The organism is Bombilactobacillus thymidiniphilus (genome assembly GCF_023380245.1).
Classification (GTDB): Bacteria; Bacillota; Bacilli; order Lactobacillales; family Lactobacillaceae; genus Bombilactobacillus; species Bombilactobacillus thymidiniphilus.
This window is the reverse complement of sequence record NZ_CP093365.1, coordinates 1,152,370-1,173,588: the sequence shown is the minus strand read 5'-3', so window position 1 is coordinate 1,173,588 and position 21,219 is coordinate 1,152,370. Positions and strand designations below refer to the sequence as shown.

Genomic DNA, 21,219 nt, shown 5'->3' with positions numbered 1-21,219 from the left:
GCTAAGTTCGTTTAAAAGCATTATAACCGACAAACGCATTGGCAATCGACATAATCACGGAAATAAGCATGGCTGCACTAAAACTACTCAATCCAAACCCCGGGATGATCAGTCGAACTATTTCCAATGTCAGTGCATTAACTACGATTGAAAACAGTCCAAAAGTTAATAAAGTAATCGGTAAAGAAATAATTTTTAAAATAGGTTTAATAGTAATGTTCAAAATAAACAAAATAAAACCAGCAATCACAGCGCTTACCCAGTCATTTAACCATAACATTGTTGGTAAGACGCGAGCAATTGCCATAAAAAGTAATGTATTAATCAAAGTTTGATAAATAATTTTCACAGCAAGCCCACTTTCTGCTTTGACGTAATATTTATTATAACATACATCTAGTTGTGATTTTTGGCATTTAATTCAGACAATTTACCGCTTTTTAGATACACAATCCATTCACATAAATTAGTTACATAATCACCCATCCGCTCTAAATAAGTCGAAATAAGCATATAAGAGGTCCCATCTTCAACCATTTGACTATCATTTTTCATATGTTCAATACAAACATGATCCACTTTTTCAGCTAATTTATCAATATTATCATCACGCTGCGCTAATTGAATAGCCGCTTTGTCATCTTCTTTCAGATAAGCATCAATTGTTTGTGAAAACATGGTTTCAATCTCCGTTGCCATCTGAGCTAACAAATTTTTAGCATCCACAATCGGCACTTTATTTTGCAATTGTAAACTAGTTTGCGCTATTTTAGCTGCATGATCACCCATTCGCTCTAAATCAGAACTAGCTTTTAAAATAGTGACAATCATTCGCAAATCAGAAGTTACTGGCTGCTGTAAAGCGATCATTTCAAAAGATTTCTGCTCTAGATCCACCTCGCGATTATTAATTTTTTGATCATCTTTAATCACTTGGCGAGCTAATTTAGGATCATCATTAATGAACGCCTGCATCGATTTTTTGATGGCTTCATTAATCATCATTGCCATTTCTGAAAAGCGAATATGCAATTCATTTAATTCCGTTTCAAATTCACTACGCATAATTAACTCTCTCTAACCAAAACGACCACTAATGTAATCTTCAGTTTTTTTATTTTTAGGATTCAAAAAAATATCTTTTGTTTTACCCATTTCAATTAAATCACCTTGATAAAAAAAGGCAGTCCGATCTGAAATGCGTGAAGCTTGTTGCATACTGTGTGTAACAATTACCATCGTGTATTGTGAACATAACTCTAATAACATATTTTCCACTTGTGTTGCCGATATCGGATCTAAAGCGCTTGTAGGCTCATCTAACAAAATAACTTCTGGCTTCACTGCTAGCACCCGTGCAATGCAAACGCGCTGTTGCTGACCACCGGATAAGGCTAGAGCACTTTGATCTAATTTATCTTTCACATCATCCCAAACCGCTGCCGCTCGCAAACTAGTTTCCACAGCTTCATCTAAAACTTGACGATCTTTAACACCCGCAATTTTCAGGCCATAAACCACATTATCATAAATCGAAAATGGAAAAGGATTCGGTTGTTGAAAAACCATTCCCACTTTTTTACGTAGTTTAACGGTGTCAGTAGCAGGAGCATAAATATTTTGTCCTTCCAGCGTAATATTACCTGTAATGGTCACATCATTAATTAAGTCATTCATTCGATTTAAACAGCGTAAAAACGTGGATTTCCCACAGCCTGAAGGTCCAATCATTGCCATAATTTCATGTTGTCGAACGTCTAAGGAAATGCCTTTCAAAGCTTCTTTTTTACCATAAAACAAATGAACATCTTGTGCAGTAATAACTTCTTGTGTCATCCAAAATTCCTCACCCAAAATGTCCCGAGACATAATTTTCCGTTAATTGTACTTGCGGACGTGTAAAAATGCGGCGCGTTTGATCAAATTCAATCATCTGCCCCATATGAAAAAAGGCTGTATAATCACTGATACGTGAAGCTTGCTGCATATTATGCGTCACAATAATAATTGTATAATCTTTTTTTAATTCTTGCATCGTAGTCTCAATATTAGCAGTAGAAATTGGATCTAATGCACTTGCTGGTTCATCCATTAATAAAATATCAGGTTTCATCGCCAAGGCTCGTGCAATGCACAAACGTTGCTGTTGTCCACCTGATAAAGCTAGTGCACTCTTATCTAAATCATCTTTCACTTGTTCCCATAGTGAAGCTTGCTTTAAAGTTTGTTCCACAATTTCAGCTAATTTTTGGCGATCCTTTAAACCACGTCGCTCCAATGCAAAAGTAATATTATCGCGAATTGATTTAGAAAAAGGATTCGGTCGTTGAAAAACCATGCCAATATGCTTACGAACCTCATAAACATCCACTTGTGGCAAATTTATATTAACGTTGCGATACATGATTTTACCAGTTATTTGCGCAGTAGCAATTGTATCATTCATCCGATTCAATGAGCGTAGATAAGTGGATTTGCCCGATCCCGAAGCGCCAATTAAAGAAGTTATTTTATGGCGTTCAAAATTGAGACTGACACCATGTAAAGCTTCTTTTGCACCATAATGAACCCGTAAATCTTCCGTGCTTAACGCCGATGAAGCATCTTTTGCTAATGGTCTGGTAAAAGTTGCTAATTCCTGTGCCATCTTATTCTCCTGTTAAGCGTTTATAAAGTTTATTACCCAAATAACGCGCCAAGATATTGAAAATTAAAACTACTACTACTAAAACTAACGATGAACCAGCAGAAACTGCCGTCGCATCAGGAATTAGTCCTTCTGAATTAACTTTCCAAATATGCACTGCCAAGGTTTCTGCTGGACGAAAAGGGTTCAATGGTGACGTTAAACTCAAAATATTCCAGTTACTAAAATTTAACGGCGGAGCACTTTGCCCAGCTGTATATATTAAAGCCGCCGCTTCACCAAAAACTCTTCCAGCTGCTAAAATCACTCCTGTAATGATCCCAGGTAAACATTCTGGAATAATCACATGGGTTACGGTTTCCCATTTTGATAAGCCTAAGGCTAATCCCGCTTCACGTTGACTATTAGAAACTGTTTGTAAAGCATCTTCAATTCCGCGTACTAACAAAGGTAGATTAAAAATTGTTAATGTCAACGCACCAGATAAAATAGAAAACTGCAAATGAAAATTAATTACAAACACTAAAAATCCGAAAAGACCTACCACAATCGAAGGCAACGAGCTCAAAACTTCAATCATTGAGCGAATTAAAGCAGCAACCTTTTGAGCACTGGCATATTCAGATAAATAAATAGCGATTCCTAAAGCCAATGGCAAAGAAATCAGCATTGATAAAACCAGCAAATATAAAGAATTAAACAGTTGCGCACCAATTCCGCCACCTGCCTGAAAACTTTTAGCAGCGCCTGTCAAAAAATGCCAATTGATAGTTTTGATGCCAGCAAAGAAAATATATAACAGTAAAGCTATTAGAATGACAACAATTGTCGTCGCCATCACATAAATAATCGTGGTTGCAATTTTATCAGTGCGCTTAGGATTCACTTGAGTTCACCCCGTTTTGCCAAATATTTAATAATGATATTGAAAATTAAAGACATCAATAATAATAGCAATGCTAAAGTCCACAAGGCATTGTTAGCAGTCGTTCCCATAATAGTATTGCCCACATTCATCGTCAAAATACTGGTTAATGTTGTTGCTGGTGAAGCCAAATTAGTAGGCATCAAAATTGCATTTCCAATAACCATTTGGACTGCCAAAGCTTCGCCAAAGGCCCGCGACATTCCAAAAATAACAGCCGTCATAATCCCCGGAGCACCAGCTCGTAAAACGACTTTATAAGTTGTTTGCCAGCGCGTTGCTCCTAAAGCCAAAGAAGCTTCTCGATAATAGCGAGGAACAGCTTTCAAAGCATCAACTGACATTGAGGTAATCGTTGGTAAGATCATCACAAATAGTACTAAAGAACCCGCTAAAATACCAAATCCACTACCGCCAGCAATTTTTTGGACAGAGGGTACAATGACCACCAAACCAATAAATCCGTACACAACTGAAGGGATGCCTACCAATAATTCAATAACTGGTTGCAAAAATTTTTTGCCAGATTTAGGGGAAATTTCCACCATAAAAATAGCTGCTGCTAAAGCAAAAGGCGTCGCAACAATGACTGATAATAAAGTTACTGCAAAAGAACCCACAATCATCGGTAAAGCTCCAATCAAAGGACGATGATAAGCATCTTGTTTATCAGGATTCCACGTTGTTTTAGTAAAAAAATCTAACACGCTACCATGATCTTGCCCAAAAATTGCCACACCCTTGCTAGCAATAAAAGCAAAAATGGCAATCACTAATAAAACAATCACCATTGTACACAATTGTGTAATTAATTTACCACGTCGCTCAATTTTGGCAGATACTGACGTACTTTTTAAACTTTTGGCGATCGGATCCATAAAAAGCTCCCTAAATTTTAGTCTTATTTCCTTGATAATCTTGTCGATAGTGCATTGATCTAATCGGCACATAACGCATCTTTTTAACATCTTGCTGCTGAAATTCATCGCTTAAAATAAACTTCATAAAATCACGAGTTAAATGATCTGGATTTTTAGTAGTGTACATATGCTCGTAAGACCAAATAGGCCACTTATTGGTTTGGACATTGTGCGCAGTTACTGCATGACCGTTGATTTTCAAAGCTGCCAAATCATCTGTCAAATAAGGCAGCGCCACATAACTAATTGCACCGGGAGTATTTTTGACAATTTGCCGCACCATACCACTAGAATCTTGTTCCGGTGATTTAATACCTGTGTGTCCTTGCAGCACTTGCTGTTCAAAAATCATTCGTGTACCACTACCTTGAGCTCGATTAATAATCGCGATCGGCAAATCAGGTCCACCGACTTGGCGCCAATTAGTAATTTTGCCCACAAAAATATTTTGTAATTGCTGCAATGACAAATTTTTAACCTTAATATCCTTGTTCAAAACTGGCACAACTGGTACAACACAAACACGATGATCTACTAATTTAGATGTTTTAATACCCTTTTTTTGTTCTGCAAAAACATCGGAATTGCCAATTGCGACTGCTCCTTGTTGAATCTGCGATAAGCCGGTTCCACTACCCCCACCTTGAACATTGATAAACGACGCCGGATTAACGTGATTATATTTTTCACCAGCTGCTTCTACTAAAGGTTGCAAAGCTGATGAGCCAACGGCCGTAATGGTTTGCTCCTTAGCTTGGGTGTGAGAACAGGCTGTCAAACATAAAACTGCGAGAACTATGAACAACCCACATCTGTACTTTTTCATAAAAATCCTCCGTTTTTTAGGATAACAAAGGAATGTAAAACTTTATTTTCAGTATTGTAAATCTTTTGTAAATTATTCAGTGTTGCTACCTGTAAAAATAGCATCAATATCATCACTACCTACAGCATCATCTGGATCAATAGCTGTAGAAAAACCATCATTGGTTAGACTATACGTTACCTGAGCATGATATTGACCAAGTTGCGGTTGATCATTAGCATTAAAATGCAGATAAAATGGGAAGCCATCAGTAAAAAGTGGATATTTTGTTTCGGAAGCATTGCTAGTTCCAGATTGGACAACTTCTGATCGTACGCTATCATTATAAGAACTATCTGTATGCCAAGTAGTATCTGCTAGTTTATTTTCGTCACCGTCATGTTGCATAGCCGATACTTTAACAGCTACACTCCAATTGGCACCAGCTCTATCAGGACGGTAATCATTTACTGATAGTTCAAAAGATTTTGTACTCTTAACATCACTTACAGGTAACTTATGGGTACCAAAATCAATTGTTGTTGGATCAAAATTAAGATACAAATAATCAGCTGCTGTATTCCACACATAGGTTCTGGTATCCGTGGGGTGACTTTCACTATTCGCTTTATATAAAGCAAATAATGTTGAACTAGTTTGTAGATCTCCCGTTGGATTATGGACATCTCCGCTACCAACAGAACGCCAATAATTATCAATACTTTGCGCGTTGCTACCATCAGGAAAATTAGTATTATTACCAGGGGGGGCGGGGATTTTAGGTGGTTTGTTATCACGAAAATAAAAAGAATCACCAAGTTTTAATAACCACAAGTTACGATCACTACGAAACATATTTGAAGTATTAGGCGTATCATCTTTTGACATTTGCCAACCGCTCAAATCTAGTTGCTGTAACTTAGTGCAATTAGCAAACATGCTCAACATACCATTAACACTGCTGGTAATCTTAGCTACATTCCATTGACCGATACCAGAAATAGTTTGTAAATTACTGCAGCCATTAAACATATTGGCAGTATCCGTCAAACTATTAGTATTACTGCCAACTGATTCATCACCTGTTTGCCAATGTTGCAAACCAGTCACACTAGTCAAAGCAGTGTCTTTGGCAAACATCAAAGAAAAACTTATACAATTGGCAGTATTCAGATAATGTACACTAGCCACTTTTAAATGTGGCATCTTAGAAAACATTGCTTTAGCAGTACCATTATTGCCTGTCGTAAATTTAACACCAGGTTTAATCTGCAAGCGCGAAATTTCATCTCGATACTGATGCCACGGCCACATAGCAGCAGCGTCGTCACCTTTCATAACTTCTGTAATCGCGATATCAATTGTATGCGGATAAATTTTTAAATATTTATAACCGGGATTGTCTGGATCATCACTAATCCCCCACCAATCTTGTTGCCAAACATAAGTTTTAGCACTGCTAGGATAGGTATCGCGATCATTTTGGTAACGTTGATATAAACCTGACTTATTTTGTCGCGTACTCCGTAAATTTTGCGCCGTGCTGTCTTCTTGATAGCTAACCACTTCACCACTAGGATGATAAAAATCTTGGTTCCCATCACCGACTTCTTGCCAGTCTGTTTCGCCTATTTTAGTTGCAGAAGCTGCTTGACCATCAGGAATCTCACTACCATCAGCTGGTGAAACAGGCAGTTGGGGATCATTATCAAAGCGCACAGCAGGTCCTAAAGTGATTTTCCACATCATATTGTCGCTGGCAAACATATCTGTCGTATCTTGCGTTTGTTGCATGTCCCAATTGCTCAAATCCAATTCATTTAATTGTGGACAATTAGCGAACATCTGCGTGAAGTTTTGATTTTGACTAACATCTAAATTAGTTAAACCCGAAATACTTTTTAGATTCGTCAAATTAGCAAACATTTGCGTACCATTTTGTACCGTGATGTTGCCAGCAATCACAACCCGAGTTATTTCGCTTTGATAAGCTGCCCACGGCCATTGCGGATTACCTGCACTATCATAGGTAGGTGCAGCAGATGAATTAGCTTGTAAGGTCAATGTTTGATTAGCAGAATCGTAAGCGAACCATTGATCATCATCTTGCGTGGAAGCTTTTTTTAGGTTATTAGCTGTTGCAGGTACAGTTGTTAATGTAGTATCCAATCGTGGAGGATTTAAAACAGATAATTTAAAATTAGCGGCTTGGGCACTGACTTGCACTATTGTAAACCAAATAAAAAATAATAAAGTAGTCAAGCCAGTGGAAATTATTATTTTTTTTACTGACATCAAATTCCCCTAACCAACAGTTGCCAATAAACAATTGCTAACTGTTTTTTTCAGTGTCAGTATACAGCAGCCCCAAATGAAAAACTGCTTATCTGCTTATAGCCAAAAGCAACAAAAAAAGTCAGCTATTGCTGACTTGAATTTACAGTGGTAAATGAACTTTGACCGTAGTACCCTTATTTAACTGACTTGCTAATTTAATTGTGCCATTTAATTTCCGTACAGCCTGTTGGACAATTGCTAGTCCTAAGCCAGTACCACTAATTTGTTGATTACGCGATTTATCACAGCGATAAAATCTTTCAAAAACATGGTCTTGATCTTCTAATGCAATCCCACGACCACTGTCTTGAACTATCAAATTCAAATAATCTTGGTCTTGCTGAACAACAATCTTGATAGAACCATTTTGGCGATTATATTTAATCGCATTACTCAATAAATTAGTTACGATTTGCGTAATTTCATCAACAGCTATCTGAACTTGCAAAATACCAGTAAAATGCTTAGTGACTGTTAGATTGAGCGCAGTAATTCTTTTTCGACGTTGAAGCAAAGCTGTATTAATCAATTCAGCAATATCAACAGTTTGTGGCGCTGAAGTTTTAGCTTGATCCATGGTTGTTAAAGCTAATGAATCATCAACCAAATTACTTAAGCGCCCAGTTTCTTTTTGAATAATTTGTAAAAATTCTTTGGCTTTCACCGGATCATTTAAAGCACCTTGTAATAAAGTATCAGTAAAACCCATAATGGCTGTTAATGGCGTTTTTAATTCATGACTCACGTTACCAACAAAATCAAGTTGTTGTTGCTCAATTTGATGCAAATTTGTTAAATCATATAAAATAACAATCACTTGCTGATCTAATGACTCATCATCAGGAACAATTCTAATCACATTAGCATCAACAAACCGATTGGCACCACCGAATAGTTGTATTTCTTGATGTCGACTATGATTATCTTTCAAAGTGTGCTTAATTAACTTACTCAGTGCATAGGTCTGTACATCATCAACAAAGGGATGTACCTGATCTTCTAATTCACGCCCTAAAATAGTTGCCATGGCTTGATTGTGCAATAAAACATTGCCAGCGTCATCTAATAACATTACTCCAACAGGCAGATGCTTCAACAAGCTGCTAAAACGTCGCTGCAATAAAGCATTATTTTCTGCCAATTGCGAGTAATTTTTATCCAAGGCATTCACAGTATGAATTAGTTCTATATAAGGCGTATTGTCCTTAGTTATTAACGAGTCCGTATGCTGATTATCATTAATATTGTGCAACTTATGCACTAGAGCATGAATATACTTGCGCTGTTGTCGGTAAGTCAAATATTGTACCATAAAACCCAATACCCACAAGCACAAATAAATAACTGAAAAACAAGTCACTAAGGATGAAGCCTGCCAAATTGAGCGATATTTTTTTACCAAAACTTGTTGTTGGTTAATGTCTTTAGTCGTCAACAAATAAAATAAATACTTCCGCCCCTGATAATGACCAATTTGATAAGGATGCTTACTATTTAATTGATCTTGACTCAATAAATCATGAACTTGCTTTTGTAATAAATTGTGCGAATTGGGCTGGAGCTTAACCACTTTCAGCTGATGATCTGACTCCCAACTATTCAAGTCAGCCTGATTAGTGTTAGCTTGAAAAACTTGATAATCCGAACGCAAAGCCACCAAATGCTTAATTTGTTCTTGCTTATTAAATTGCGTCAAAATAACCAAACAAAATATATAAACTAAAATCCCCACACAAGCTGTTAACAAAATAGTACGTCGTTGCCGTTTCATACATACTCCTTCAAATAGCTAACCGATAACCAAATCCACGCATTGTTTGTAAATATTGGGGATGTTTCGGATCTTTTTCCAGTTTATCGCGCAAATGACTAATTTGAATATCAACTGCACGCGAATCCAAGGCCGTTGTCGGCGTCGTTCCCCAAAGATAATCCATAATTTGCTGGCGAGTCAAAGTCTGGTTAGCATGCTTATACAAGTAAGCAAAAAGTTTATATTGAGTTTTAGTTAATGCAATTGGCTGTCCATCAAGTAAAACTTGAAAATTAGCATGATCAATCATTAAGCCGGACTTAGCAGATGCGGATTGCCGATGCCTTCGCAAAATTGCTTTAACACGCGCCATCAATTCTTGAATGTCAAAAGGCTTGGTCACATAATCATCGGCTCCCATTTCCAAGCCACTAATTTTATCCATTTGATTAGCACGTGCTGTCAACATAATAATGGGAATTGTATTATTTTGCTGGCGTAATTGGCGCGTAATTTGTAAACCATCAATTTTTGGCAACATTAAATCTAATAATACAAGGTCAAAATGCGATTGATTCAATAAATCCAAGGCTTTTTGACCATCGTTAACTACCGTAACTTGAAAACCATTTTGTTCCAAATTGTATCGCAACAATTCAGCAATTGTAGTTTCATCATCAACTACCAATATTTTTTGCATAGTCAGACCTCACATATTTTAATCAGTTTGACCGAGTTTCCATTGTAAATAAGAATAAATAAAAGGATCCAATTCACCATCCATAACTGCTTGACCATTACCGGTTTCATAGTTAGTACGATGATCTTTAACCATTGAATAAGGGTGAAAAACATAGGAACGTATTTGTGAACCCCAACCAATTTCTAATTGTTCACCTTTAATTTGTGCTTGCTTTTGCGCCTGAGCAGCCAACTGGCGCTGATATAATTTAGCTTTTAACATATTCATAGCCGTTTCACGATTTTGCAATTGCGAACGTTGTGCTTGTGAACTAGTAACGATTCCCGTTGGCAAGTGCGTAATCCGCACAGCCGATGAAGTTTTATTAATATGTTGTCCACCAGCTCCGCTAGAACGAAAAACATCAATCCTTAAGTCATCATTATTAACTTCAATTGTGATGGAATCGTCAAGTTCAGGCATGACTTCCACTGAAGCAAAAGAAGTGTGTCGACGTCCTGCTGAGTCAAACGGTGAAATTCGCACCAATCGATGAACCCCATGCTCTGACCGCAATAGACCATAAGCATTATGACCCTTAATCATTAAAGTGACACTCTTCAGACCCGCTTCTTCACCAGATTGATAGTCCTCAACTTCAATTTGGAAATGATGTTGCTCTGCCCAACGCTCATACATCCGCAAAAGCATCGAACCCCAGTCTTGCGACTCAGTTCCACCAGCCCCAGGATGAATTTCTAAAATAGCATTGTGTGTATCATAAGGTCCATCTAGCAGCATCGCAATTTCATATTGTTGCATTTTTTGTTCCAATTGCTGTAAATCAGTTTCAATTTCCTGTTGTAAATTGTGGTCTGCTGGATCTTCCTGTAATAATTCTAAGGCGACTTGCAAATCATTTTGCATTTGTTGCAATTGCTCAAAAGTTTCTAATTTCGTCTTTAAAGTATTATTTTGTTCAATTAACTGTTGTGCACCCTGTTGATCATTCCAAAATTCAGGTTGCGCCATCTTATTTTCGTTAATAGCAATACTTTCTTGCAATTCATCGAAGTCAAAGTGACCCCCTAAATTGCTGAATTTTAGCCGCTGTTTGTCCTAATTTCCTTTTAAAATCTGCTATTTCCATATTTTACCTCACAAAAAATTGTTTTTATTTAGATAAAAGCAGGCTCAAACAAAACATTGTTTTGTTCCAGCCTGCCAACTACACTTACTTAATTAGCGTTGCGCATTTTCACGAATTTCTGCTTTCATGAATAATTTCGTAACATCATATTCAATATCGGCAATCATTTGTTCAAACATCCGAAAGCCTTCTTCTTGGTATTCAACCAACGGATTTAACTGTCCATAACCCCGCAAGCCAATGGATTGGCGCAATTGATCCATCTCATCAATGTGATCTGTCCAATGCTCATCCACAACTCTCAGAATTACCACTTTTTGAAATTCTAACATTTGTTGATCATCTTGCAATTGTTGCTGCTTAGTATTGTAGTTTTCTTCAACAAAATTTTCTAACAGTTGAATTAATTCTTCTCGTGATTTACCAGAAAGATCAGAACGTTGAATTTGCTTAGGACTAACTAGTGCCGTGATTGCAAAATCATAAATACCATCTAAATCCCATTCCTTAATATCACCATTAGTTCTGGACTCTACTTGACTCTTAATTGTTCGCTTAATCATGTTCATTAAAACAGGTTTCAAGTTATCATTAGCTGTAATAACTTGCATCCTTTGGTTATAAATAACTTCCCGTTGTTCACGCATCACATCATCATATTGCAAAGTATTTTTACGTGTATCATAGTTGTTACCTTCAACCCGTTTTTGAGCTGATTCCACTTGTCGACTTAATAATTTACTTTGGATGGGAGCACTCTTCACTTCTTCATCATTATGCTGCCATATTCTTTGCACACGCTCAGAACCAAAACGCTTCATCAAATCATCTTCTAAAGACATGTAAAAAATTGTCTCACCGGGATCACCTTGACGCCCAGAACGCCCACGCAACTGATTATCAATTCTACGCGACTCGTGCCGTTCTGTACCAATAACACAAAGTCCGCCCACTTCTCGAACACCAGGTCCCAATTTAATATCAGTTCCTCGTCCAGCCATATTAGTAGCGATAGTAACTGCACCCTTTTGACCTGCATGAGAAATAATTTCTGCTTCTTTAGCATGATTTTTAGCATTTAAAACTGCATGCGGAATATTAGCTTTTGTCAATTGCTTGGACAAATATTCAGAAGTCTCAACTGCGACAGTACCGACTAAAATGGGCTGCCCTTTAGCATGACGTTCCTTAATATCTGCAATAACCGCATTAAATTTAGCGTTCAAGTCAAAATACAAAGCATCTGAATTATCAATTCGCGCAATTGGCTTATTCGTTGGAATGGAGATAACTTCCATATTATAAATTTCCCGAAATTCTTCAGCTTCTGTCTTAGCTGTACCTGTCATTCCAGAAAGTTTATTGTACATTCTAAAGAAGTTTTGGTAAGTGATATTAGCCATCGTTTTCGTTTCATCTTGAATTGGCACACCTTCTTTAGCTTCAATCGCTTGGTGCAAGCCATCAGAAAAACGTCGACCTTCCATGACACGTCCAGTGAAAGAATCAACAATCATCACTTTTTTATCGCTAACAACATAATCCTTATCTAATTCCATAATATAATTAGCTCGCAAAGCTTGATCAATATGGTGATTCAGCAAAGTATTATCAATATCATATAAATTCTTTAAAGCAAAATTCTTCTCGCCCTTTTTGATACCACTTTCAGTCAAACCAATGGTTTTAGTTGGCCAATCGATCTTATAGTCATCTTTATTCAAGGTTTTGGCAAAACGATCAGCTTGCAAATACAATGCCGTAGATTGCTCAGCTTGCCCAGAAATAATTAAGGGTGTCCGTGCTTCATCAATTAAAATAGAATCCACTTCGTCAACAATCGCATAATTCAAGGGACGCTGAACCATTTGATCTTTATACACAACCATGTTGTCACGCAAATAATCAAAACCTAGTTCACTATTAGTAGAATAAGTAATATCGCAATTGTAAGCTTCACGCTTTTCTTCAGAACTCTTTGAATTAAGATTCAAACCAACTGATAGACCCAGCCAATTATAAAGCTGACCCATTTCTTCAGCATCACGTTGCGATAAATATTCATTAACTGTAACAACGTGGACACCTTTCTCGGTTAAGGCATTCAAATAAACTGGTAATGTAGCTGTTAAAGTTTTACCTTCACCTGTTTTCATTTCGGCAATATTGCCTTCATGTAAAGTAATGCCACCAATAATTTGTACTCTAAAAGGGTACAATCCCAGCACTCGCTTGGAAGCTTCACGAGCTACAGCAAAAGCTTCTGGCAAAATATCGTCTAAAGTTTCACCATTTTGTACGCGTTTTTTTAATTCTGGTGTTTTTGCTTGTAATTGTTCGTCAGAAAGGGCAGCGTATTCATCAGCATGAGATTCGACTCGATCAGCGATTTTCCCCATACGTTTAACTTCACGCTTGTCACTTTCTACCAATTTTTTAATCGGATTAGCCATCTATTTAAATTTCTCCTGTACTTTCAAAGAGTCTAACTCATCTATAACATCTTATCATTTACAACGTGATAATTAAACTACCATTCATTAATTCCAAATAAAAACAGTCTGAAACAATGATTGTATCAGACCATCTTGCCAAAACAAAATTATTGAAAATTCATTCATCAGTTTCAATTAGTCCATAACGTCCATCACGTCTTTTATAAACAATGCTAGTGCCATTAGTTTCTGTATCTTCAAACACAAAAAAATTGTGTCCTAACATATCCATTTGTAAAACTGCTTCTTGTGCTGCCATCGGTTTTAGGGAAACACGTTTAGTACGCACAATCTGCTCATCATCACTTTCATTGATTGTTTCATCTAAATTGGAATCGTTTGGTCCAGATAAATCTATTTTTTTAATTCCTGGACCGCGATTGCTTTTTAAAATTCTTGTTTTATATTTTCTGATTTGACGTTCTAATTTTTCAAAAACATCATCGATTGCTTTATACATGTCAGGATCATTTTTTTCAGCACGTAAAATCAGGTGAACCATCGGTATAGTTACCTCAACTTTAGCAGTTTTATCGTTATATACTTTTAAATTAACATGCGCAATTGGCTTATCTGTATCTTTAAAATATTTATTGAGATTATTTAATTTTTTGTTAACATAATCTCGAATCGCATCTGTAACTTCAATATTTTCACCACGGACATTAATTTTTAACATGCTACCATGCCTCCTCAAATATCAGCTAACTGGAATTATTATAATAATTTTTATATTTATCTACAAATAAAAGACAATTAGCGCGCTAGTGAACAAGATCGAATTACGCCGGTAAAGCCTGCTGCTCTCAAACAATCATAAGCATGTAAAATGGTCCTACCTGTTGTATAAATATCATCAACAATTGTAATCTGCTTAGCAGTTAACAAAGCATTATATTGATGATCAAACTGTAAAAACTGTGGTGTAGCTAGACGTTGCTGCCGATTTTTTTGCGCTTGAGCAACTTTCGTCGGCATTTTGATGAACGCTGGAGTTAAATTGATTAAATCACCGAACAAACCAACAGTGGGATCAAATTGGCGTTGCTGTAAATGTTCTTGTGAACTGGGAATAAAAATGAATGGTTCAGGATAGTCAACTAACATTTTCCGCAAATCCATTTGAAAAGCTTTACGTAATGAAAAATCACCATAGCGCTTATAGCGCTTAAAATAATCATGCATTGATTCATTATACACGCATAAAGCCTGGTGTTTATAATCGTTATAACCTTGCTGTTGCCACTTTTCACAGTCTGAACAAATTGGTTGCATATCCATTTTGCCACAAACTTGACAACACTTATCGCCAATAAAATAAAATTCTTGGCGACATCGGCAACACATTGAACTATTTTGAACTTTAGAGATGCCTAATATTTGTAACATCGTAAGCTGTGGAACAATTGCTTCCTGACACAAAACACAATAATTACGCATGGTTCAACTTCTTAATAGTTTTAATAGCTTGGTCAATCGCTTTATTATAGGTCGTTGCATAGAAAGAAACTTTATTATCACTAAATTCGCTACTTCGACCAGCCCGGCCAGCAATTTGAATTAAAGATTGCGAATCAAACCGTTGTGAATCGGCTTGCCAAACAATAACATCAATATTTTTAAATGTAACTCCTCGTTCTAATACGGTTGTTGTAACTAAAGCTTGGCGCTGCCCCTTGCGGAAAGCAGCAACTTTTTGCTGACGCTTTGGATCTTTAGAGTGCACAAAGGTTTGTTCTAATTGAGGCAATTTTTTTTGTAAAAATTGTGAGATTTGTTCAGCTTGCAAAATACGATCTACAAATAGTAAAAAGCGCTGCTTTGTTGTAACTAAATTCTGTAAACGACTAACTAACTTAACGGGCAATTGGTGCTTATTTTTTTTACTACACAAATAAAAATGTGGCACCGGTAAGTCTTTGCCATGAAAACGCCGATTTAAAATACTATAAGCCAACTTATTCTTGTGAATTAATTGCTGGTACTCCGAACTAGGAGTCGCTGATAAATAAATGATTGTATGTGTGGATTTTACAGCTTGTTCCACAGCACGATGCAGCAAAACATTATTTGCATATGGATAAGAATCACATTCATCTAAAATCAAGACATCGAAAGCCTGTCTAAATTTCAACAATTGATGAACAGTGCAAACTAATAACTGTGTATAATGATAATCGTGAGCGCCTTGTCCATGTAACAATTGAATGCTTACCTGAGCAAAAGCCTGCTGGAGACGCGGATATAACTCCGTACAAACATCCACTCGTGGTGCAACTAGTGCGATCCGCTTTTGTTTTTTGATAGCTTGTTCTAAAACTAAAAACAACATCTCGGTTTTTCCACTGCCAGTAACAGCCCAAACTAAATAATCTTGATTATTTTGCTCTGCCAGACATAACTTTTGTGCTACTATTTGTTGTTGGGTTGTCAATTTTCCTTGCCATACTAGTGGAGCGCTTTGCTTTGGGAAAGCGTTAATTTCTGGCACTGCCCACAAATAGTCTTTATTAGTCAAGCGTCCTAAGAATAGACAATGTGGACAATAAAATGTATTAGACCCTAGATAATATATTTTTTTGGCAATCGACATTTGACAACGCTGGCATAATAAAGTATTTTCATCTATTTCAGTTAACGCAGGTACACTCCTGTTGACTAAAGGCTGCCTAAGGACTAATAATCGCCCCGATAGTTCTTTATTTTGCAATATCAAATCACCTCATCATAAAATACGAAATTTGGAGGTTAATTTTTTATCAAAAATTACATTACGATCAAAAAAAATGACACTCACGAACTTATCATCAAAAAATCTCGCTTTGTCACTACTTTAAAGCGTATTCAAGCACTTGAGCAAGCTCAAGACTTGATTCAAAGTATTAAAAAAGAAAATTCTCGCGCCAATCACAATTGTGTCGCGTATCTTCTAGGTGAAAATAATGAAATTCAACATGCTGGAGACGATGGAGAGCCTAGTCAAACTGCTGGTGTTCCTATGCTAGAAACTCTCCAACAAATGCAAGTGCAAAATGTTTTAGCAGTCACGAGCCGCTATTTTGGAGGTATTAAATTGGGCAGCAGTGGTTTAATCCGTGCCTATCGCCAAAGTGTCATTCAAGCCATTCACTACTGTGGTCTAGTCCAAGGCGTCATGCAACAACAAATCTTTTTTGACGTAGATTATAAGCAATGGAATAATCTGGAATACTGGTTGCAACAGCAACCTGTGGACATTACCGAAGTTAAATACCAAGCCAAAATTAGTGTAAGTTTACTGATTGATCAGCCTTTGATTACTTCTTTCATTACCAATTTAAATAATCAATTAAAACAAGAAACGACTATCAAAATTGGTGAAATAGTATTTAATGAAATTGAATATTTTCCCAACAAAAAAGACGACTAATCAGTCGTCTTTTTCTAGTTTTTTAACTACTTTCTGAATTAAATGCAACAAAGGTTGGCGATTCTCGCCTACCAAGCCTATTGACTCTACAAACAGCTCCAAACCAATTAAAACTGCTACAGTTAATAAAATACTGCCCCAAAAAGAAGAAACTGGATATAGTAAAGCAATAAACGAAAATACTAGTGATATACCATAAATAACCAAAACTGTCTGTCGATGACTCAGACCTAATTGCATTAAACGATGATGTAAATGGTGACGATCAGCTTGTGAAATCGGCTTATGATTTAAAATTCGTCGCAGCATAGCATAAACTGTATCACTAATTGGTACACCTAAAATAACAATTGGAATTACTAGGGAAATAAAAGTGACATTCTTCAAACCTTTCAGTGAAAAAATCGCAATCATAAAACCAATGAACAACGCACCAGTATCACCTAGAAAAATTTTAGCTGGGTGAAAATTATGTGGTAAAAAGCCCAATAAAGAAGCAACCATGGCTAAGATCCAAATTGCAACATACGTGTCACCTGAAGTTAAAAAGAAATAACTAATCATTCCCATCGTAAAGAGGGCAATGATGGATACGCCTGTAGCCAGGCCATCCAGACCATCAATTAAATTAACTGCATTGGTGATAGCTAAGATCCAAAAAATAGTAATTGGCAAACTCAACCATCCTAATTGAAAAGTCCCAAAAACAGGCAAAACAATATAGGTCATCTTAATTCCTGCTAAAAAATACACAACTAAAGCAGCGACTAAAATACCTAACATCTTTTGCATTGGCTTTAGCTCACGAATATCATCAATTAAACCCGTTAAAACAATTATACATTCTGCTAAAAAGACACTAAATAATTCATGCGTAGGAAACTGGGTTCGCAATAAAACAAAGGTCGAAAAATTAAAAGCCAAAAAAATAGCTAGACCACCCAAAGTGGGCATCGGCTTTTTATTGACCCGACGTGCATTAGGATTATCCACCGCACCTAAAACGAACGCCAGTTTACGTACAAAAGGAGTTATTGCTGCAGCAATAATCATGGTTAAAAATAATTTTACGATAATATTAAACATCGTCAGTAGCAGCTCCTCTTCTCACATACTCTTTGGATTACAATAGTTGTCCATCAAAAATACTAGAATAATAGATAAAATGACTCATACAATCATTATTAGCCAAGCACTTGATCGCATGAGTCATGATTATTTAGCATAAGCTATTTTTCTAGTTTCTCTAATTACGGTCACTTTTACATGGCCAGGATATTCAAGTTCTTTTTCAATTCTATTTCTAATCTTACGTGATAACACAGTCGATTGATTATCCGAAATTTTATCTGGTTTCACCATGATCCTGATTTCACGTCCAGCTTGGATTGCATAGCTATGATCAACGCCATCATAACTATTAGCAATTTCTTCCAATTTTTCAAGACGATGAATATAATTCTCCATGGATTCTGAACGAGCGCCAGGACGCGCTGCTGAAATTGCATCAGCCGCTGCTACTAAAACAGCAATTGTTGATTGTGGTTCCACATCACCATGATGTGAAGCAATTGTATTAATTACTAATTTAGGTTCCTTATATTTAGTGGTAATATCGACACCAATTTCCACATGAGAACCTTCAATTTCATGATCTAATGCCTTACCAATATCGTGTAGCAATCCCGCTCGCTTCGCTAAAGTTTCATCTTCACCTAATTCAGCGGCCATTGTACCCGCTAATTTTGCAACCTCAACCGAATGACTCAAAACATTTTGCCCATAACTACTTCTAAAATTCAAGCGACCAATTATTTTGATTAAATCAGGATTAATATTATGGATACCTAAATCATAAATCGTTTGTTCACCGATTTCACGAATTCTTGTATCCATTTCTTTTCTTGATTTATCAACAGTTTCTTCAATTCGTGCCGGATGAATACGGCCATCCGAAATTAATTTTTCTAAAGTTAGCCGCGCTATTTCACGTCTAATCGGATCAAAACCGCTCAAAGCCACTGCTTGAGGGGTATCATCAATAATGACATCAATCCCCGTCAAGGACTCTATAGTCCGAATATTACGACCTTCACGACCAATAATCCGACCTTTCATCTCTTCATTAGGCAAAGAAACAGTCGTAACCGTCGTTTCCGATACTGTATCAGCAGCACTTTGCTGGATAGCAGTTACTATAATATCTTTAGCCTTTTTAGCAGCATCTTGTTGTGCAGACTCTTCACTAATACGAATTAAATGGGCTTTTTCTTGAACTAATTTGGCGTCCAGTTGTTCCAAAAGATAATTACGTGCCTGATCATGAGTCATGCCCGCGATTTCTTCTAGCTTTTGGTGTTGCAAATTTAAATTAGTGACTACTTCTTTTTGTTGACTATCTAATTTATGCTCGGTGACATCTATTTTTTGTTCGCGCTTTTCCAAGGAATGCTCACGTTGATCCAGCGAATTGTCTTTACGATCCAAAGATTCTTCTCGCTGGAGCATTCTATTTTCTTGGCGTTGCAACTCTTTACGGCGATCACGCAGCTCATCTTCTTGCTTTTGGCGATATTTATGGCTTTCATCGCGCGCTTCTAGTAATGCCTCTCTTTTTGCATTAGCAGCAGTTTTTTGAGCAGAATTAATGATTTCTTCTGCCGATTGACCTGCTTGCTTCAAGCTGTTTTCATAAGCATTTTTCCGTATCAAAAAACCTGATAACCCACCAATAATTAGCATCAACACAGCGACCGCGAGGAGTAATAAACCTGACATAAAAATTCCTCCAAGTCACACTAATAAAACCATTCAGTGCTATCTAAAATTAAAGACAGCAGAACTAACAATTGGTTTATAGTTTAATATTTAAAGTACCAATGATTATCAAAAAACTTGGTACTCTTCAATATTATTGTTTATTTAGCAAACTGTCAACGATGTATATTCAAATATAAACAGTTAAAATAACATTAATTAGAAAAATAAAAAAGAATCCCATATCTTTAGGATTCTTTTTTTTCTTTATCATCTAAATCTAAAGTTTCTGGATCTTCATCAGTCTTTTGTTCATCCATCTGATAAGCAGTACGAACTTTTTGCTTAACTTCATCTTTCATATCAGAATGCTCATCCAAATAGGCTTTAGCATTTTCTCGTCCTTGACCAATTCGCTCATCTTGATATGAATACCAAGAACCGCTTTTATTGACTATATCTTTTTCTACAGCCATATCCAAAATTTCACCAGTTTGTGAAATTCCTTGACCGTACATCATATCTACAACAGCAACTTTAAAGGGTGGTGCAACTTTATTTTTGACAACTTTAATCTTAACTTTATTACCAATCACGTCTGAACCATCTTTAATTTGTTCTGAACGTCGCACTTCTAACCGAACCGTGGCATAAAATTTTAAAGCTCGCCCACCAGGCGTTGTTTCGGGATTACCAAACATCACACCAACTTTTTCTCTAATCTGGTTAATAAATAAAGCTATTGTCTTGGTCTTATTAATTGTCCCCGACAACTTACGTAATGCTTGGGACATCATTCGTGCTTGCAAACCTACGTGAGAATCGCCCATTTCACCCTCAATTTCTAACCGAGGTACTAATGCTGCAACAGAATCAATAACCAAAATATCAATTGCGCCACTAGAAATTAATGCATCAGCAATTTCTAAACCTTGTTCACCTGTATCCGGTTGCGACAATAACAAGCTATCAATATCAACACCTAATGCCTTAGCATAAGTGGGGTCCATCGCATTTTCTGCATCAATATAAGCAGCTGTGCCACCGTTTTTTTGTACTTCAGCGACAGTCTGCAAAGCAACTGTTGTCTTACCAGAACTTTCAGGTCCATAAATTTCAACAATTCTACCGCGTGGAAATCCACCAATTCCTAAAGCATGATCCAATGATAGAGAACCACTAGAGATTGAAGATACTTGGGTTTGCGCATTATCACCTAATCGCATCACAGCACCTTTACCAAAATCTTTTTCAATTTTTTTTAAAGCCATATTAAGTGCTGCTTGTCGTTCATCTTTAGCCACGAATATACCTCCCGAACATTTGTTCTTTCAACATC

19 protein-coding genes are annotated in these 21,219 nt (G+C 36.7%); 1 reads left to right on the top strand and 18 read right to left on the bottom strand.

Going from position 1 to position 21,219, the window contains the following annotated elements:
• Position 1: 1 nt before the first annotated feature.
• The 15 genes from MOO47_RS05955 to MOO47_RS05885 all read right to left on the bottom strand — a co-directional run bounded on the left by MOO47_RS05955 (position 2) and on the right by MOO47_RS05885 (position 16,424).
• Complete coding sequence (locus MOO47_RS05955) at positions 2-349, bottom strand: phage holin family protein (protein WP_249512545.1); 348 nt, start codon at positions 347-349, stop codon at positions 2-4.
• Between the two features lie 47 nt (positions 350-396).
• On the bottom strand, positions 397-1,065 hold the full coding sequence (phoU, locus tag MOO47_RS05950; protein WP_249512544.1) for a phosphate signaling complex protein PhoU: 669 nt from the start codon (positions 1,063-1,065) through the stop codon (positions 397-399).
• 12 nt (positions 1,066-1,077) lie between these two features.
• Positions 1,078-1,836 carry a phosphate ABC transporter ATP-binding protein PstB gene (gene pstB / locus MOO47_RS05945; RefSeq protein WP_249512543.1) on the bottom strand — a complete coding sequence of 253 codons (759 nt, stop codon included), beginning with the start codon at positions 1,834-1,836 and terminating at the stop codon, positions 1,078-1,080.
• A 10-nt stretch (positions 1,837-1,846) separates the two neighbouring features.
• Positions 1,847-2,647, bottom strand: a complete 801-nt coding sequence (gene pstB / locus MOO47_RS05940; RefSeq protein ID WP_249512542.1) for a phosphate ABC transporter ATP-binding protein PstB — start codon at positions 2,645-2,647, stop codon at positions 1,847-1,849.
• Between the two features lies 1 nt (position 2,648).
• Positions 2,649-3,533 (bottom strand): phosphate ABC transporter permease PstA, encoded by an 885-nt coding sequence (pstA, locus tag MOO47_RS05935; protein WP_249512541.1) that lies wholly within the window; start codon positions 3,531-3,533, stop codon positions 2,649-2,651.
• Positions 3,530-4,450 (bottom strand): phosphate ABC transporter permease subunit PstC, encoded by a 921-nt coding sequence (pstC, locus tag MOO47_RS05930; protein ID WP_249512540.1) that lies wholly within the window; start codon positions 4,448-4,450, stop codon positions 3,530-3,532. Before pstC ends, pstA begins: the two co-directional genes overlap by 4 nt.
• A gap of 10 nt (positions 4,451-4,460) precedes the next feature.
• On the bottom strand, positions 4,461-5,318 hold the full coding sequence (locus MOO47_RS05925) for a phosphate ABC transporter substrate-binding protein PstS family protein (protein WP_249512539.1): 858 nt from the start codon (positions 5,316-5,318) through the stop codon (positions 4,461-4,463).
• A gap of 72 nt (positions 5,319-5,390) precedes the next feature.
• Positions 5,391-7,592, bottom strand: a complete 2,202-nt coding sequence (locus MOO47_RS05920) for a BspA family leucine-rich repeat surface protein (protein ID WP_249512538.1) — start codon at positions 7,590-7,592, stop codon at positions 5,391-5,393.
• Positions 7,593-7,734: 142 nt separating this feature from the next.
• Positions 7,735-9,405 carry a sensor histidine kinase gene (locus tag MOO47_RS05915; protein WP_249512537.1) on the bottom strand — a complete coding sequence of 557 codons (1,671 nt, stop codon included), beginning with the start codon at positions 9,403-9,405 and terminating at the stop codon, positions 7,735-7,737.
• Between the two features lie 10 nt (positions 9,406-9,415).
• Entirely contained in the window at positions 9,416-10,087 is a 672-nt protein-coding gene (locus tag MOO47_RS05910; RefSeq protein WP_249512536.1) for a response regulator transcription factor, read from the bottom strand.
• A gap of 18 nt (positions 10,088-10,105) precedes the next feature.
• Positions 10,106-11,219, bottom strand: a protein-coding gene (gene prfB / locus MOO47_RS05905) for a peptide chain release factor 2 (protein WP_396022027.1) whose coding sequence is annotated in 2 segments (ribosomal slippage) — positions 10,106-11,158 and positions 11,160-11,219 — 1,113 coding nt in all. Because the reading frame shifts where the segments join, the coding sequence is not laid out codon by codon here.
• Positions 11,220-11,311: 92 nt separating this feature from the next.
• Positions 11,312-13,672, bottom strand: a complete 2,361-nt coding sequence (gene secA / locus MOO47_RS05900; protein ID WP_249512534.1) for a preprotein translocase subunit SecA — start codon at positions 13,670-13,672, stop codon at positions 11,312-11,314.
• Positions 13,673-13,832: 160 nt separating this feature from the next.
• Entirely contained in the window at positions 13,833-14,393 is a 561-nt protein-coding gene (gene hpf, locus MOO47_RS05895; protein WP_249512533.1) for a ribosome hibernation-promoting factor, HPF/YfiA family, read from the bottom strand.
• Between the two features lie 77 nt (positions 14,394-14,470).
• Complete coding sequence (locus MOO47_RS05890; protein WP_249512532.1) at positions 14,471-15,154, bottom strand: ComF family protein; 684 nt, start codon at positions 15,152-15,154, stop codon at positions 14,471-14,473.
• A complete protein-coding gene (locus MOO47_RS05885) occupies positions 15,147-16,424 on the bottom strand; it encodes a DEAD/DEAH box helicase family protein (protein ID WP_249512531.1) in 1,278 nt (425 codons plus the stop codon). The genes MOO47_RS05890 and MOO47_RS05885 overlap by 8 nt, the downstream gene beginning before the upstream one ends.
• Before the next feature lie 48 nt (positions 16,425-16,472).
• Here MOO47_RS05885 and MOO47_RS05880 point away from each other — a divergent pair, with 48 nt between their 5' ends.
• Positions 16,473-17,123, top strand: a complete 651-nt coding sequence (locus MOO47_RS05880; RefSeq protein ID WP_317617102.1) for a YigZ family protein — start codon at positions 16,473-16,475, stop codon at positions 17,121-17,123.
• On the opposite strand, the gene MOO47_RS05875 is transcribed toward MOO47_RS05880, so the two are convergent.
• The 3 genes from MOO47_RS05875 to recA form a co-directional block, all read right to left on the bottom strand.
• Positions 17,124-18,209, bottom strand: coding sequence for a glycosyltransferase family 4 protein (locus tag MOO47_RS05875; protein ID WP_249512530.1), 1,086 nt, complete (start codon positions 18,207-18,209; stop codon positions 17,124-17,126).
• A 129-nt stretch (positions 18,210-18,338) separates the two neighbouring features.
• Positions 18,339-19,901, bottom strand: coding sequence for a ribonuclease Y (rny, locus tag MOO47_RS05870; protein ID WP_249512529.1), 1,563 nt, complete (start codon positions 19,899-19,901; stop codon positions 18,339-18,341).
• A gap of 227 nt (positions 19,902-20,128) precedes the next feature.
• Positions 20,129-21,184, bottom strand: a complete 1,056-nt coding sequence (recA, locus tag MOO47_RS05865; protein WP_260523900.1) for a recombinase RecA — start codon at positions 21,182-21,184, stop codon at positions 20,129-20,131.
• Between the last annotated feature and the right edge of the window lie 35 nt (positions 21,185-21,219).